At 66.0% G+C, this 14,947-nt stretch carries 9 protein-coding genes; 3 read left to right on the forward strand and 6 right to left on the reverse strand.

Translation table 11 applies throughout. From position 1 onward, the window contains the following. Positions 1-25: 25 nt before the first annotated feature. Complete coding sequence (locus B2G71_RS21165) at positions 26-2,548, reverse strand: transglycosylase domain-containing protein (protein ID WP_098108656.1); 2,523 nt, start codon at positions 2,546-2,548, stop codon at positions 26-28. Between the two features lie 50 nt (positions 2,549-2,598). Beyond that, positions 2,599-3,462 (reverse strand): N-acetylmuramoyl-L-alanine amidase, encoded by an 864-nt coding sequence (locus tag B2G71_RS21170; protein WP_098108657.1) that lies wholly within the window; start codon positions 3,460-3,462, stop codon positions 2,599-2,601. Between the two features lie 605 nt (positions 3,463-4,067). Here B2G71_RS21170 and B2G71_RS21175 point away from each other — a divergent pair. Continuing rightward, on the forward strand, positions 4,068-6,929 hold the full coding sequence (locus B2G71_RS21175; RefSeq protein WP_098108689.1) for a ribonuclease E/G: 2,862 nt from the start codon (positions 4,068-4,070) through the stop codon (positions 6,927-6,929). 59 nt (positions 6,930-6,988) lie between these two features. On the opposite strand, the gene B2G71_RS21180 is transcribed toward B2G71_RS21175, so the two are convergent. From B2G71_RS21180 to B2G71_RS21195, 4 genes are all read right to left on the reverse strand, one after another. After that, positions 6,989-8,776 (reverse strand): peroxidase family protein, encoded by a 1,788-nt coding sequence (locus B2G71_RS21180; protein WP_098108658.1) that lies wholly within the window; start codon positions 8,774-8,776, stop codon positions 6,989-6,991. A 339-nt stretch (positions 8,777-9,115) separates the two neighbouring features. Then, positions 9,116-11,269, reverse strand: a complete 2,154-nt coding sequence (locus B2G71_RS21185; RefSeq protein ID WP_098108659.1) for a molybdopterin dinucleotide binding domain-containing protein — start codon at positions 11,267-11,269, stop codon at positions 9,116-9,118. Between the two features lie 37 nt (positions 11,270-11,306). Further along, a complete protein-coding gene (locus tag B2G71_RS21190) occupies positions 11,307-11,975 on the reverse strand; it encodes a glutathione S-transferase N-terminal domain-containing protein (RefSeq protein ID WP_098108660.1) in 669 nt (222 codons plus the stop codon). After that, entirely contained in the window at positions 11,972-12,427 is a 456-nt protein-coding gene (locus B2G71_RS21195) for a cupin domain-containing protein (protein ID WP_098108661.1), read from the reverse strand. The genes B2G71_RS21190 and B2G71_RS21195 overlap by 4 nt, the downstream gene beginning before the upstream one ends. Before the next feature lie 137 nt (positions 12,428-12,564). Here B2G71_RS21195 and B2G71_RS21200 point away from each other — a divergent pair, with 137 nt between their 5' ends. Further along, positions 12,565-14,058 (forward strand): DHA2 family efflux MFS transporter permease subunit, encoded by a 1,494-nt coding sequence (locus tag B2G71_RS21200; RefSeq protein WP_098108662.1) that lies wholly within the window; start codon positions 12,565-12,567, stop codon positions 14,056-14,058. 105 nt (positions 14,059-14,163) lie between these two features. Beyond that, positions 14,164-14,946 (forward strand): succinate dehydrogenase iron-sulfur subunit, encoded by a 783-nt coding sequence (locus tag B2G71_RS21205; RefSeq protein ID WP_098108663.1) that lies wholly within the window; start codon positions 14,164-14,166, stop codon positions 14,944-14,946. Position 14,947 lies beyond the last annotated feature (1 nt).

Below are 14,947 nucleotides of genomic sequence, written 5' to 3' on the forward strand. Positions count from 1 at the left end.
CCTTCTCCCTCGGCGTTTGCCGCCGTCAGTAAACCCCCCCTTGCTCCTCGGCGAAGTCGCGGGGCTCGGACTGGCGCGCCGCCGCGCGCGCATCGGCCATGGCCTTCTGCGAGGCCCGGATCTGCGCGATCAGCGCGTCACGGCGCTTGGCGAACTCGTCCTCGGCGGTGTACTGGCGCGGCTCGGTATCGGGCTTGAACGCTTCCCAGATGATCGCCGCCTTGGGCTCATTGCTCGGTTCGACGCCGGTCACCTGCTTGCCGGTCACGCGGTCGATCCGGACCATGCGCACGCCCGCCGGTGCGACGAACGGGGTGTGGCTCCAGCGTTCCTTGGTGTTCTGCACCACCTGCTTGAAGATCGGCGCGGCGATGCGGCCGCCCTGCGCATAGCCCCCGAGCGAGCGCGGCGTGTCGTAGCCGAGATAGACCCCGGCGACGATGTCCTGCGAACCGCCGACGAACCACACGTCGGTCGGCCCGGTGGTGGTGCCGGTCTTGCCGAACAGCGGCAGCTTGAGGTCGCGCAGGATCACCGCGGTGCCGCGGATCACGACGCCGGTGAGCATATGCACGGTCTGGAACGCGGTGTCCGCGTTGATCACCTGCTTGCCCTGGCGCGGGAGGCGCGGCATCGGCTTGCCGTCCCACTCGGCCATGTCGCAGCCCATGCAGCGGCGGTTGTCCGAGCGCCAGATCACCTTGCCGTTGCGATCCTGCACATAGTCGATCACCGAGGACGGGAACTGCACGCCGTTGTTGGCGAGCGCCGAATAGGCGTTGACCATCCGCTCTACGGTGGTCTCGCCAGCGCCGAGCGCGAAGGAGAGGTAGTTCTTGTACTCGCCGATGCCCATGTTCCGAAAGGTCCGGTTGACCTTGTTCATGCCGACATCGTTGGCGATGCGCACCGTCATCAGGTTGCGCGACTGCTCCAGGCCCCAGCGCAGCGTGTGATTGCCGCTGCCGCCGCTGTTGCCGAAGTTGCGGAAGCACTTCTGGCCGAGGCGCGCGCCCTGATAGACGCAGAAGGTGCCGTCGAGCACTTGCGTCGCGGGCGTCATCCCATTGTCGAGCGCGGTCGCGTAGACGAAGGGTTTGATCGTGGAGCCGGGCTGGCGCATCGCCTGCGTCGCGCGGTTGAACGAGCCGAGCCCGGAATCGAAACCACCCTGCATCGCGAGGATGCGGCCGCTGTAGGGTTGCTCGATGACCATGCCGCCCGAAACCTCGGGAATCGTGCGGACCGCGTAGGCATCGGCTCCGATCGGCTCCGCGGCGACGAAATCGCCGACGCGGGCCTTGTCGGGAATGTTGGTGAGAGTGGCGGTATCGCCGTCGGAAAACCCGATCTGCCCGGTGCCGCTGCCCGTCGCCAGAACGACGCCGACGCGCCAGTCCTCGTAGTCGATCGTCTTGTACGATGAGATGAGCTGCGACTGCCAGGTGTCCATGTCGTCGATATGCGCGATCGGCCCGGTCCAGCTCCGCCCGCCGTGGAAGCGCAGCAGCCCGGCGCGCAAGGCGTCCCGCGTCGCCGACTGCATTTCGCGATCGAGCGAGGTTCGCACCCACAGCCCGCCCGCATAGACGCTTTGCGGGCCGTCCTCGGCGGTCTCGCCATACCGGTCGATGAGCCGGCGGCGGACCTCCTCGACGAAATAGCCGTTGCCGGGATCGTAGCTCTGCCCGCGCCGGGGGATCAGGCCGAGCGGCTGCGCCTTGGCGGCATCGGCTTCGGCGCGCGTCGCCCAGCCGTTATCGACCATCTGGTCGAGCACGTAGTTGCGGCGCGCGATCGCCTCGTCGGCGTACCTGGCGCGGCTATACTTCTCGGGCGCCTTGGGCAGAATCGCGAGGAACGCGGCCTGGTGGAGGTCGAGATCGCCGACGTCCTTGTCGAAATAGGCCCGCGCCGCCGCCTGCACGCCGAAGCTCTGCCGGCCGAGCGGGATCTCGTTGAGATAGAGCTCGAGGATCTGCTCCTTGGTGAGCACGTCCTCGATCCGCCGCGAGACGATCATTTCCTTGAGCTTGCGCGTTACCGAGTACTCGTCGCCGATCAGGATGTTCTTGGCGACCTGCTGGGTGATCGTCGAACCGCCCTTGGCGCGCTCGCCCGAGCCGAACTTCGAGACGTAGTCGACAACCGCGCCGAGCAGCCCGGTGTAGTCGACGCCGCCGTGCGTCCAGAAGGTCTTGTCCTCGGCGGAGAGAAACGCGTTGATCAGCGGGCGCGGGAAATCGACGAAGCGCAACTGCACGCGACGCTCGCGCGCATAGCTGTAGACGATGGCGCCATCGATATCGCGCACCATCGTCGGCAGCGGCGGCTGGTAGGCGAGCAGCTTCTTCTCGTCGGGCAGATCGCGGGTGATGAGGAACCAGAACACGAGGAACGCCAGGAATACGGCGAGCCCCAGATAAACGAGAAGCCGCAGCCATCTGCGCGCGCGCCATTCCGCGCCGAGCGAGGCGAGCACGCAGCCCGCGTCGCGGCGCACGCGATAGCTCAGGGTTTCGTTTTCGGGATCGGCAGTATCGGTCATCGCAAGGGGCCTCTAGCACGGCGCTTCGCGGATATGCCAGCGCTTCGCCGTCATGCGCCTGAACGGCGCGCGAAAAAGGCGCGGATCGCGCGCGCGGCCACTTGCGCGACCTTGCGCTGGCCGCTGTCCGAAGCGATAAACGCGCCGTCCTCGGCGTTGTTGATATAGCCCGTCTCGAACAGGATCGAGGGGATGTCCGGCGCCTTGAGCACCGCTAGCGCGGCCGCCTGCACCGCGCCGCGATGCAGGCGCAGGTCTCCGTCGGCCTCGCGCAGCACCAGACGCGCGGCATCGACCGATCCTTCCTGCGCCTCGCGCTGCGACAAGTCGAGCAGGATCGCGTTGACCGCATCGTCGCTCGAGGAAAGCGACACGCCGTTCACGACGTCGACGCTGTTCTCGCGCTCGGCGAGCCTGGCCGCGGCCTGGTCCGTGCCCCGCTCGGACAGGACGTAGACGCTGGCGCCGCGCGCGCTGTTGCTTTCGGCGCTGTCGGCGTGGATCGAGACGAACAGGTCGGCCCCCAGCTTGCGCGCGATCTCGGGCCGTTCGCCCAGAGTGATGAACCTGTCGTCCTCGCGGGTCATCGCCACGCGGATGCCGCCGCCTTCGAGCAGCCGCGCGCGCAGCGCCTTGGCGATCGCGAGCGCCACGTCCTTCTCGCGGATGTCTCCCGCGCCCGCACCCGGATCGAAGCCGCCATGCCCAGGATCGATGACGACGAGCGGGCGCGTCGCGTCGGGCGGACCGTCGATCCGCGGCAAGTCGACCGCCGCGTCCTTCAGGGGAAAGGCGATGCGCACCACATAGTCCCGGTCCCCGCCCGGCGCGACGTGCCGGTCGAGCGCGACGAGACCGAGAAACACTGCGAGCGGGGCCACCACAAGGAGCACGATCAGGAACGCGCGAGCCATCGGACCTGACTAGGCCGGGCACCGCCCCACGGCAATTGCCGGACGGCGCGAAATCCCTAGCTTTCTTTAACTTGGCGCTAACCACGTCGCGCGCATGACCGCATGGCATGGACCCGGGTGTCGCTCGACCATTGCCTTGGGCAATGAACTTGCTCGCCAAGATTATGAATGCTAGGCCTTTGTGACAGGGGTACTTTGGCTGTCGGTCGTTGCAGTCTCGAAGCACGGTTCAAACCGTCCACAGAGTGAGCAGGATCGCAGCGAAATCCCTCCGTCATGGCCGGTCGGCGTTCGACTTGCCGGTTCCTACAGGTTGACGCGAGACATGAGAATTTCCTTGCAGCCCCGCCAGTCGACGTCATCGGACGCGGCGGCCCTGTTGCAAGCCCGTGCGCAGACCAAGGCGACGCGCATTCTCCTTCTCGCAGACACGCAAGCTCGGGGCATGGCGCCGGATCGCCGGTCCCCAAAGCTCTCCCTCGCCCGCGACACGATGAGGCCGGCACACTTGGCCCGGACCGTCTCGCCGTCGCGCGGCAATCCCGAAAATGATCGCGCTGCATCGCCATATCCGGAACGGACGCGGCGCGCCTGGAGAATTCAAAATGGCAACGCGCATGCTCGTAGATGCGCGCCACCCGGAAGAAACACGGGTGGCGGTACTCAAGGGAAACCGGATTGAAGAATTCGATTTCGAATCGGCTGACCGCAAACAGATAAAAGGCAATATCTACCTCGCGAAAGTCACGCGGGTAGAACCGTCCCTGCAAGCTGCCTTCGTCGATTTCGGCGGAAACCGGCACGGTTTCCTCGCCTTCAGCGAAATTCACCCCGACTACTACCAGATTCCCAAGGAAGACCGCGAAGCGCTGCTCGCCGAAGAAGCCGAGGCCGCGGCCGAGGAAGCCGCGCTGCGCGCCGGAGACCCGGACGAAGACGATGACGACATCGACGAGGAATCGGACGAAGGCAACTTCGACGACGGTGGCCTGACCGAGGTCGACACCTCCGAGAAGGACCAGGTCGCGACGATCGAAGCCGGCCAGGACGACAGCGAAGACGGGGACAGCGAAGAGGCGAGCGCCGAGGACGAGGAAGAATCCTCGCAGCCGCGCCGTGGCCGCCGCCGTCAGGGCAAGGGTCGCTCGAAGGCCGCCGACGAGGTGCGCGCCAAGCGCATGGCACTGCGCCGCCGCTACAAGATCCAGGACGTTATCCATCGCCGCCAGGTGCTGCTCGTCCAGGTCGTGAAGGAAGAGCGCGGCAACAAGGGCGCCGCGCTGACCACCTATCTCAGCCTCGCGGGCCGCTATTGCGTGCTCATGCCCAATTCGAGCCACGGCGGCGGCATCAGCCGCAAGATCAACTCGGCGAGCGACCGCAAGCGGCTCAAGCAGATCATCTCCGAACTGCAGCTCCCGCGCTCGATGGGCTGCATCGTGCGCACCGCCGGGCTCCAGCGCACCAAGACCGAGATCAAGCGCGACTTCGACTACCTCGCGCGGCTCTGGGACGAGCTTCGCGAAAAGACGCTCAAATCGTCCGCGCCGACGCTGATCCATTCGGACAGCGACCTCATCAAGCGCGCGATCCGCGACATCTACAATCGCGACATCCAGGAAGTCGTGGTCGAAGGCGAGGATGGCTATCGCGCCGCCAAGGACTTCATGAAGCTGCTGATGCCCAGCCACGCACGGCGGGTGAAGCCCTATGCCGATCCGGTGCCGCTGTTCCAGCGCTATGGCGCCGAGGATCAGCTTACCGCGATGTACGATCCGGTGGTGCAGCTCCGCTCGGGCGGCTACATCGTCATCAACCCGACCGAGGCGCTGGTCTCGATCGACATCAACTCGGGCCGCTCGACCAAGGAGCACGGCATCGAGGCGACGGCGGTGAACACCAACATCGAGGCCGCGCATGAGATCGCGCGCCAGTTGCGCCTGCGCGACATGGCCGGGCTTGTCGTGATCGACTTCATCGACATGGAATACGGCTCGAACGTCCGCAAGGTCGAGAAGGCGATGAAGGACGCGCTCAAGAACGACCGCGCCCGCATCCAGGTGGGCCGGATCTCGAGCTTCGGATTGATGGAAATGAGCCGCCAGCGCCTGCGCACCGGCGTGCTCGAGGCGACGACGCGCGCCTGCCCGCACTGCGACGGAACCGGCCTCGTTCGCACCGCCAGCTCGGCGGGGCTTTCGGCGCTGCGCCTGATCGAGGACGAAGCCGCGAAGGGCCGCGGCAGCGTGATCTCGCTGTTCGCAAGCACCGAGGCCGCGGTCTACCTGCTCAACGCCAAGCGCGCCGATCTCGCCGAGATCGAGAGCCGCTACGGCGTGGCGGTCGAGGTCGTGCCCGAGGGCGAGAACGAGGGCGCCAAGATGCGCGTCGCCTCCTCCGGCCCGCGTGTCGCCAATCCGCCGACGTTCGAACCGATCATCGACGACGACGATGACGAAGAGGAAATCTTCGACGAGGACGCCGAGGACGAGAGCGAAGACGAGACTTCAGACAACTCGGGCGGTTCGTCGCGCCGGCGCCGGCGCAAGCGTCGTCGCGGCGGTCGCGGCCGCGATCGCCGTGACGAGCAGAGCGAGACGGATAACGAAAGCGACGACGAGACCGGCGAGGACGAGTCCTCGGATGACGCCGACAGCGACGACGCGGCGCGCGACGAAACCGGCGATGCGCCGCGCAAGCGCCGTCGCCGTGGTGGTCGCAGGCGGCGCGGTCGTGGCCGCGACAACGCCGAGGGCACCTCGCAGGAGGACTTCGACGGCTCCGACGACGATCGCGAGGTCGGCGACGCCGGCGAGCGCGAGCAAGACGAGGGTGCCGAAGGCCCTGCCGTCACGAGCGTGAGCGAAGTGGCCGCGGCTCCGGAAGCGATGGCCGCCCCGGCGTCCGACGACGAGGCCGAAACGGCCCCGGCACCCGAGCCTGCCGCCGAAGCGGCCAAGCCCAAGCGCACCCGGCGTAAGAAGGCCGAAGAGCCTTCGGCCGAAGCCGGGGAAGAAACGCCCAAGCCCAAGCGCACGCGTCGCAAGAAAGCGGAAACGGCCGAGGCGGCTCCGGATGACGCCGCGGCCACCGCTACGGCTCCGGCCGACGATGCCGAAGCCGCGCCGGCCAAGCCCAAGCGCACGCGCCGCAAGAAGGCCGAGGAAACCCCGACCGCCGAAGCGGGCGAGACTGAAACCAAGCCGAAACCCAAGCGCACGCGCCGGACCAAGGCCGCGACCGCTCCCGCCGAGGACGCGGCGCAGGCCGAGACCGCCGAGCCCGAAACGCCCGCGCCGACGGCTGAAGCGGCGATGATCGAGCCGGCGGTGACGCAGGACGAGGCCACCCCGGTCGCGCAGGCCGCCAGCGCGAACGAGGACGCCGAGATCTCCGCTTCTTCGGAAGACGAGACCTCGACCGACAAGCCGCGCCGAGGCTGGTGGCAGCGCACCTTCGGCGACTAGGCCAGGTTCGGCTCACACGAAAGGCCCGCTCCGACACGTTCGGGGCGGGCCTTTTCGTGTTAGCTCGGCGCAGAACTCACTTCCTTCTCTTCGGCAATGGCAACCAGTTTCGCGAAGGTGTAGTCTCCCGCGTCGTCTTGCTCCCACAGAGCGGTGCCGAAGATCGAGACATCGGCGTAGCAAATGGCGTTGAGGATCACTTCGCCGACGAGCAAGCTGCCGAGCGGCCCGAGCCTTCCCCTCAGACCGCCGCAGCCGGCCTGCTCGTCCGCGATCTGCGCCAGTTCGGCTTCGCGCAGGAGATAATACCAGAGCGGCGTGCGGAAACGGGCCTGATCGAAGCGGAAGAGTTCCGGCCGCTCGGCTTCGATTTCGCCCGGTCCATACTCGGTCACGCCGGTGTACCGCGCGTCATAGAGCGCCCACAGATCCTCACCGGCGCACAGATCGACGTCGACGCTGCGTTGCAGATTGCGGAAAGCGAGATTGCCGACGAGCTTGACGTCGTCGGGCTCGGCCGACTGCGGCAAGTCGAAGGCGACCTCGCTGATCTTGGTATCGATCGCCATCGACTTCTGGGTGACGAAGACAGACCAGTCGATCACCCGGTCCGCGTCGAGCGGCTTGCCGCCGCGCAAATCGTCACGCCCGTCCGAGACGCTGTTGAACAGCGGGAAGTCCGCGTTCGTGTTCATCCTGTAGCGATTGCGGATCTGGCTGTGACCGAAACGGAACCCGATCCCGAATTCATGCGGCATCCGCAGCTTGCCGTCCGCTTCGGGCTGATGGATCGGCCCGGCCGCGCCGGTCTTCCTGAGCTTGGGAAGAATCTGATCGATGTAGTCCTGGCGGCACACAGCGGGCAGGTAGTGGTGGCGCACGAAGGCCTGCCAATGCTCGATGGTCCGCTTGCGCGCCCAGTCGAAGGGTCGCTCGCCTTCGGGAGTCCTGTCGGCGAAGGCATTGTGCAACCGCATCAGCAGGATGTGGACCTGCAGCACGATCTGGTTCTCGTCGTTGCGTGCGTCACCGATCAGTGCCGCCCCGGTACAGGTCCGCGGCACGTCGTAGCCGATGGTCTGACCGCCCTGCTCGATCGGACGGAGTTCGAATTTTCCGCTCGCCTCGTCGATGGGCACCACGATCCGCTTGCTCCGGTCGGCCGGGTCCTCGCGCCCGCCGTAGACGCTGTCGAGATCGAGCGTGGGCGAGGCAAGATTGTCGGGCAGCGAATCCGGATCGGCGTCTCGGAAGATCGGCTCGAACAGGTTGACGGCGCCGCGCGTAAGGTCGTGGTCGATGAACTGGCCGACGAACGTATTGCTTGCATCGACCTCGCCCTCGACATCGTTCGCCGGAAACATGATTCCGGTCTTGCCGGTGACGAGATGCTTCGCGGGATAGGTCAGATAGCTGACCAGTTCGGAGCGTAGCGGATAGGGCTTGCCCGGCGCGAGGCGGCTGAAGCATTGCGCCTCAACTTCCTGCGGCATGCTCATGATCGCCGCCATGACCTGCGGCGTCACGACGTTCGGGAAGCGCTTGTGGAAACAGGCGGCGCGACGTTCCATGATGCCGCTGTCCAGCAACGTGTAGTTCCCGCCATGTTGCATCACATGCGACAGCAGCGCCTTCACGATGGGAACGACGGCATCCGGAGGGGCTGCGGCTTGTGGCTCGCCGCCCTCCACGACAGCAGCCTCCGCCGCGCTCGACGCGATTCGACCGCCGACGAAAACGGCCAGCAGGTTCTCGAAATCGGAAGCGACCTGATCGGCGCGCTGCTCGGCCCGCTTCAGCGTTCCGGCGCGCTCGGACCCGGCGGCCGCGTAAGTATCCGATGACATGGTCAATGCTCCCTCCCCGAAATGCCCACCACAGGGGCGAAAAAGTTACATTTTCAACTTCGCTCCGTATTAACGCTTAGGTGCCATCATTATTTACGTGGTTTTATTTAATTTTCAGATCTGTAAATCATAATATTTCCGTTTTTCTGCCGCAATCAGGATTATTCCGATAGTATTATTAATACTTCATACTGACGCGAGCGCTCGAGACGGCCTCATGCAATGCGGACAGGCGCTGCCCTCCAGCGCCGGACAAAGGCCCCGGGTCTTGAAATGCCAGCACTCTGGTGTCGATCCGCCGGCAGGGGCCGCGCGAACGAGGATCGGATCAGGACGATCTCAGGAAACGGTCTTGGCGATGTTCACCGGAATGCCCGAGAAGCGCGGCATGAAGTTGATCGGCTCGATCACCTCGGTCAACGAACAGAGCTGGCCGACGTTCGCCCCGCCCTCAGCGACGGGATCGCCGTTCGACACCAGCGGTCCGAACATGTGGGTCATCGACACCACGCCGCGGCGCAGGCGGTCCTCGCCCTTGGCGAGCGTCCGGATCGTGCCGTGCCGGCTCGCGATCTCAACTGGATCGCCGTCTTCCAGCCCCGCCTCGGCCATGTCCGAGGGGTTCATGTAGGCCCAGTTGACCGGATAGCGCCGGCGCGCCGCGGCGGAGTTCCGGTAGGCGCCGTTGAGCGTGTGGAGCGTCCGGCGGCTGATCAGGCGGAAGGCGAAGCCCGGCTCCCCGGCTTCGCGCAGGATCGCAGCGAGTTCGCCCGCGACATCGGCGGGCATGAGTTCGAGCCGCCCCATGTCCGCCGGAGCCGGCTGCACGAAGCTGGCCGGTAAGTCGGGACGGACGCCCTCGGGGTGCGCGAGCAGTTCGTCGAAGGGAACCGCGCTGTCGGCGGCAAGGAAGCGGCAGAGCGCTTCGGCATCGGGCGGCGTCGGACCACTCAGGTCGAGCCCGCCGGGGATATCCGCGAAGTTGAGGCCATAGTTCCAGAACTTGAAGGTCAGCGGCACGCCCATGCGCCGCGCGATCGCCCAGAAGAACGCCCAGTCGTCGATCACACCCTCGGGCCTCGCGACCACGGGCCGCGTGTACTGCGCGAAGGGCGCGGGATAGAGCGCGTCACCCGGTATCGAGATCTCATGGCGCTCGAACGGCTGGCTGGTGGCGATGACATAGTCGGCCAGTCCGGCCGTCGCGTTCATCCGGCAGTCGAGCGAAACCAGCAGGTCGAGCGCTTCGAAGGCGGGTCGGGCAAGCGCGGGATCGCCCATCGCCATCAGCGGATCGCCACCGAAGACGATCAGCGCCCGGATGCGGTCGGGCGAATCGGCCATGATCTCACCCGGAATCAGCGCCGAGGGCAGTTCGCCCAGCAGCGGGCCGACATCTTCGCTGAGGCACTTGGGTTCGTGCTCGAAGCTGCGCGAGGGCGCGACCGCCATCTCGTAGGCGGGCCTGGTTCGCAGCGTCCCCGGATTGCGCACCCGGTCGCCTTCGCGGCGGTATCCCCCGCACAAGGCGTTGACCACCTCGATCATGTGATCGGCGGTGTTCGAATGGGCCGAGAACGAGGGCCCGGTGCCCGATCCGGCGCAGACCCGCCTGCCCTCGCCAAGCCATTTCGCCGCCAGTTCGATCTGCTCGACCGGCACGTCGGCGCGCTTCGCGGCGAGTTCGGGCGTAAACGGCGCAAGGGTTTCGCGAAGGGCCTCGAGCCCGTTGCACCATTTCCCGACGAAAGCCGCGTCGTAGGTCTCATCGCGAAGCAGGATATGGGCGATGGCCGCGAAAATCTCCGCATCATGGCCCGGCAGCGGCTGGATCAGAAGGTCCGCGAAGCGCGCGGTTTCCGTACGTCGGGGATCGACCAGGATCAGCTTGCAGCCGCGCGCACGCGCCGCTTCGAACCCCCTGGCGGGCGCGCCGCTCTCGGCCACCGCGAAGGGAGCGCCCTGATGCGTGACGAGCGGATTGCCGCCCGCGAGCAGGGCGACATCGCAGTCGCGCAAGGCATTCTTGCCGCTGGCCATGGTGCCAAGCCGGGCCATGGTCACCCATTTCGCGGACTGGTCGATCGTCATGGTCGAGAAGAAGTTGGGTGTGCCCAGCGCGGCGACGAAGGCCCGCTCCATCAGCCCGCCGAGCACGCAGCGATAGGCGCCCGTGCCGTGGTAGACGGCCACACTGCGCGGACCGTGCTCGTCGACCAGAGCCTTCAGCTTCGCCCCAATCGCTTCGATCGCCATTTCGCTGGCAACCGGCGCGAGCGCGCCATCGGGCCCGCGCGCCAGGCTTTGAAGCAGGCGGCCTTCGGCACCATTGTGAAAGTCGATCGAGGAAAGGCCCTTGGGGCACAAATAGGCGCCGTAAGGCGAGGCCGTGCCGTCGGGCCGGGCGCGCACCATGCGCCCCTCGTCGACGTCGATCTCCATCGCGCACAAGGCGCTGCAATTGCGGCAGAATGTCTTGACCGTCTGGCTCATGCAGGTGCTTTCTCCCGGCCGCGATGCTAGCAGCGGCTCACCCGGGCTTCACCCACTTCGCCTTGTCCTCGTCGGAAACCGCGAGCAGGTCGAGCCCGGCTTCGAGCGCGCGGGCCACCGCGGGCCGCTCGAGAATCCGGCGGTGCCAGGCGGCGATCGCCGGATGCGCCGCGAGACCGCCCCCGTTGTCGGGATATTTGTTGATCCAGGGCCAGACGCACATGTCGGCGATCGAATAGTCGCCGCACAGATAGTCGCGGCCCGAAAGCGCGCCTTCGAGCACGGCGAACAGGCGTGCCGTCTCCCTGCGGAAGCGATCGATCGCATAGCGCGTTTCGGCCGGATCGCGGTCCGCGTTTCCGGCGGCGCGCGTGAAGTAGTTCACCTGCCCCGACATCGGCCCGAGCCCCGCCATCTGCCAGTGAATCCACGAATCGATGCGCGCCCGCACCGCCTCGTCCACGGGATAGAAATGCTTCGACTTGCGGCCGAGATACTGGAGAATCGCGCCCGATTCGAAGACCTCGACCGTCCCGTCGACCAGCGCGGGGATGCGTCCGTTGGGATTGACCGCGCGAAATCGCTGATCGTCCTGCCCGCCCTTGAGGATATCGACGATCGCGATCTCGTAGCCGAGGCCCATTTCCTCGAGCGCGATCGCGACCTTGTGGCCATTGAGCGTGGGATAATAATACAGCCGAATCAAGGCTCGCGGATTTCGCGGAAGCGCAGTTCCTGATGCGTGTACGCTTCCAGCCCCATCTCGGGGAAAGTCGAGACGTCCCACGGATCGCGCCCGCCGATATCATAGTAGACCGCCGGCACATTGCCCCGGTTCTGCAAATGATGGGCATTGGCGATGCCGGCCTTGAAGCCGACGCAGTCCCCTGCCCCAAGCACTTCCTCGCCGTCGTCGGTCACCAGCGTCAGTTCGCCCGAGACGACCACCACGAGTTCGTCGTTGTTGCGATGCCAGTGGCGCTGGGTCGACCATTTGCCAGGCGGCAGCTCCACCATGTTGACGCCGAACTGGGTGAGCTTCCACTGCCGCGTCAGCATCCAGGTCTTGCGGCCTTCGACCGGGGCGTCGTGGGGCGGCGGATAGGCGCTCTTGCCCGCGACCGCCTTGTCCGGCGCGATGTCCCCCTTGTGATTCATGCTCTGGCTCCGCCGCCCATGCGCGTCTCTCCCGGCGATTTGCGTGGACGATCCCACCGTCACGTTCCACAGGCAAGCCGCGGCGACGATATCGCGCGCTTGCCCTTCGCTGCGTTTGCGAAGATGGCGGGTCCACAATGGACCATGCCTACCCCGCGCCCCGGCTCCGCCGCGTGATCACGGTGTTCACGCTTGCCGCGGCGTTCATGACACAACTCGACGCGACCATCGCCAACGTCGCCCTGCCCCACATGCAGGCGAGCACCTCGGCCTCGCGCGAACAGATCACCTGGGTGCTGACAAGCTATATCATCATGGCCGCGATCTTCACTCCGCTCTCGGGCTGGCTGGCGAGCCGTTTCGGCCGCAAGCGGCTGTTCCTCACCTCGGTGGCCGGTTTCACCGTGGCCTCGATGCTCTGCGGGCTCGCCGCCAATTTCGAACAGCTCGTGCTGTTTCGCATGCTTCAGGGCATGATGGGCGCCGCGCTCCTGCCGATGAGCCAGGCGATCATGCTGGACATCAATCCGCCCGAACGACACGGCTCGGCCATGGCGATCTGGGGCATCGGCGTGATCATCGGGCCGATCTGCGGGCCGGTCCTGGGCGGCTGGCTGACGGAATCGTTCGACTGGCGCTGGGTGTTCTTCATCAACGCGCCGTTCGGGGTCATCTCGTTCCTGGGCCTCGCGGCGGTGCTGCCCGCGTTCGACGAGGAGCAACGAGTCTCGCTTGACCTGTTCGGCTTCGCCACGCTCGCGCTGGCGATCGGCGCGTTTCAGCTCATGCTCGACCGCGGGCAATCGCAGGACTGGTTCGACTCGCGCGAGATCTGGTTCGAGGCGACGATCGCGGCGACCGCCTTCTACATCTTCATCGTCCATACGCTCACCGCCCGGCAACCCTTCGTGAACGTGGCCATCTTCAAGGACCGGAACTTCATCATCGGCTCGGTCTTCGGCTTCTTCCTCGGCGGCCTGATGTATTCGGTGATGGCACTCACCGCGCCGATGCTCGCAGAACTGATGCACTATCCGGCGCTCATCGTGGGCCTGGTGATGGCGCCGCGCGGCGTGGGCACGCTGATCTGCATGCCGATCGTCGGCCTCCTGGTGAACCGCCACGACCCGCGCATCCTGATCCTCGTGGGCATGGTCGTTTCGGGCATCTCGACGCTGCTGATGTCGCAGTTCTCGCTCCAGATGGACCAGACCGCGGTTATCATTTCGGGGTTCGTCCAGGGCGTCGGCGCGGCTTTCCTGTTCGTTCCGGTGACGACCGTGGTCTTCGCGACGATTCCGCAAAAGCTGCGCAACGAGGGCGCGGCGATGAATTCGCTGCTCCGCGCGCTCGGCGGATCGGTTTGGATTTCGATCATGCAGACGCTCACGATCCGCAGCGAGGCGGTGGTGCATTCGCGGCTGGCGGAAGGCGTGCGGCCCGACAATCCTGTCCTCGGCTTCCGCTTTCCCGACTTCTCGTTCGATGCGATCGGATCGATCGCGAGGATGAGCGGGGAGATCGGCCGTCAGGCGATGATGGTCGCTTACGTCAACGGGTTCTGGCTGCTTTGCGTGATCACTTTCGCACTGGTCCCGCTGATTCCGCTGCTGCGCCCGACGCGCCGTTGAGCGGATACCTCCCTAATTGTGCCCTTGCCCCGGGCCTGCGAATCGCTAGAGAGACCCCAATAGGATGCGGCGAATGCCGCAGTGCATCAAACGGGGACACGACCGATGGCGACCTTCACCCTCCCGGCAAACAGCAAGATCAAGAAGAAGGGCAAGGTCCACAAGGCCGAAGGCGCCGCCAAGGTCAAGAAGTTCACCGTCTACCGCTACGATCCCGACAGCGGCGAGAATCCGCGCTACGATACGTTCGAGATCGACCTCGAGGCCTGCGGCCCGATGGTGCTCGACGCGCTCATCAAGATGAAGAGCGAGCAGGACCCCACGCTGACCTTCCGCCGTTCGTGCCGCGAAGGCATCTGCGGTTCGTGCGCGATGAACATGAACGGCAAGAACGGCCTCGCCTGCACCACCGCGATCGAGGACCTCAAGGGCGACATCCGCATCACGCCGCTGCCGCACATGGACGTGATCAAGGACCTCGTGCCCGACTTCACCCACTTCTACGCGCAGTATGCCTCGATCCGGCCCTGGCTGCAGACCGTCTCGAACACGCCTTCGGGCAAGGAACGCCTCCAGAGCCCCGAACAGCGCGAAAAGCTCGACGGGCTCTACGAGTGCATCCTGTGCGCCTGCTGCTCGACCTCGTGCCCGAGCTACTGGTGGAATTCCGACAAGTTCCTCGGTCCGGCGATCCTGCTCCAGGCCTATCGCTGGCTGGCCGACAGCCGCGACGAAATGACCGGTGAGCGGCTCGACGAGCTGGAAGATCCCTTCCGCCTCTACCGCTGCCACACGATCATGAACTGCGCCAACGTGTGCCCGAAGGGTCTCAGCCCGGCGCGCGCGATCGCCGAAATCAAGAAGATGCAGGCCGAACGGCACGTCTGAC

Source organism: Novosphingobium sp. PC22D, assembly GCF_002556635.1.
In the GTDB taxonomy this organism is placed as follows: Bacteria; Pseudomonadota; Alphaproteobacteria; order Sphingomonadales; family Sphingomonadaceae; genus Novosphingobium.

What these genes read in the sequence shown, in the direction of transcription:
- B2G71_RS21175 (WP_098108689.1), top strand. Translation starts at nt 4,068, where the DNA reads ATGGCAACGCGCATGCTCGTAGATGCGCGCCACCCGGAAGAAACACGG.
- B2G71_RS21165 (WP_098108656.1), bottom strand. Translation starts at nt 2,548, where the DNA reads ATGACCGATACTGCCGATCCCGAAAACGAAACCCTGAGCTATCGCGTG.
- B2G71_RS21205 (WP_098108663.1), top strand. Translation starts at nt 14,164, where the DNA reads ATGGCGACCTTCACCCTCCCGGCAAACAGCAAGATCAAGAAGAAGGGC.
- B2G71_RS21195 (WP_098108661.1), bottom strand. Translation starts at nt 12,427, where the DNA reads ATGAATCACAAGGGGGACATCGCGCCGGACAAGGCGGTCGCGGGCAAG.
- B2G71_RS21180 (WP_098108658.1), bottom strand. Translation starts at nt 8,776, where the DNA reads ATGTCATCGGATACTTACGCGGCCGCCGGGTCCGAGCGCGCCGGAACG.
- B2G71_RS21200 (WP_098108662.1), top strand. Translation starts at nt 12,565, where the DNA reads ATGGACCATGCCTACCCCGCGCCCCGGCTCCGCCGCGTGATCACGGTG.
- B2G71_RS21185 (WP_098108659.1), bottom strand. Translation starts at nt 11,269, where the DNA reads ATGAGCCAGACGGTCAAGACATTCTGCCGCAATTGCAGCGCCTTGTGC.
- B2G71_RS21170 (WP_098108657.1), bottom strand. Translation starts at nt 3,462, where the DNA reads ATGGCTCGCGCGTTCCTGATCGTGCTCCTTGTGGTGGCCCCGCTCGCA.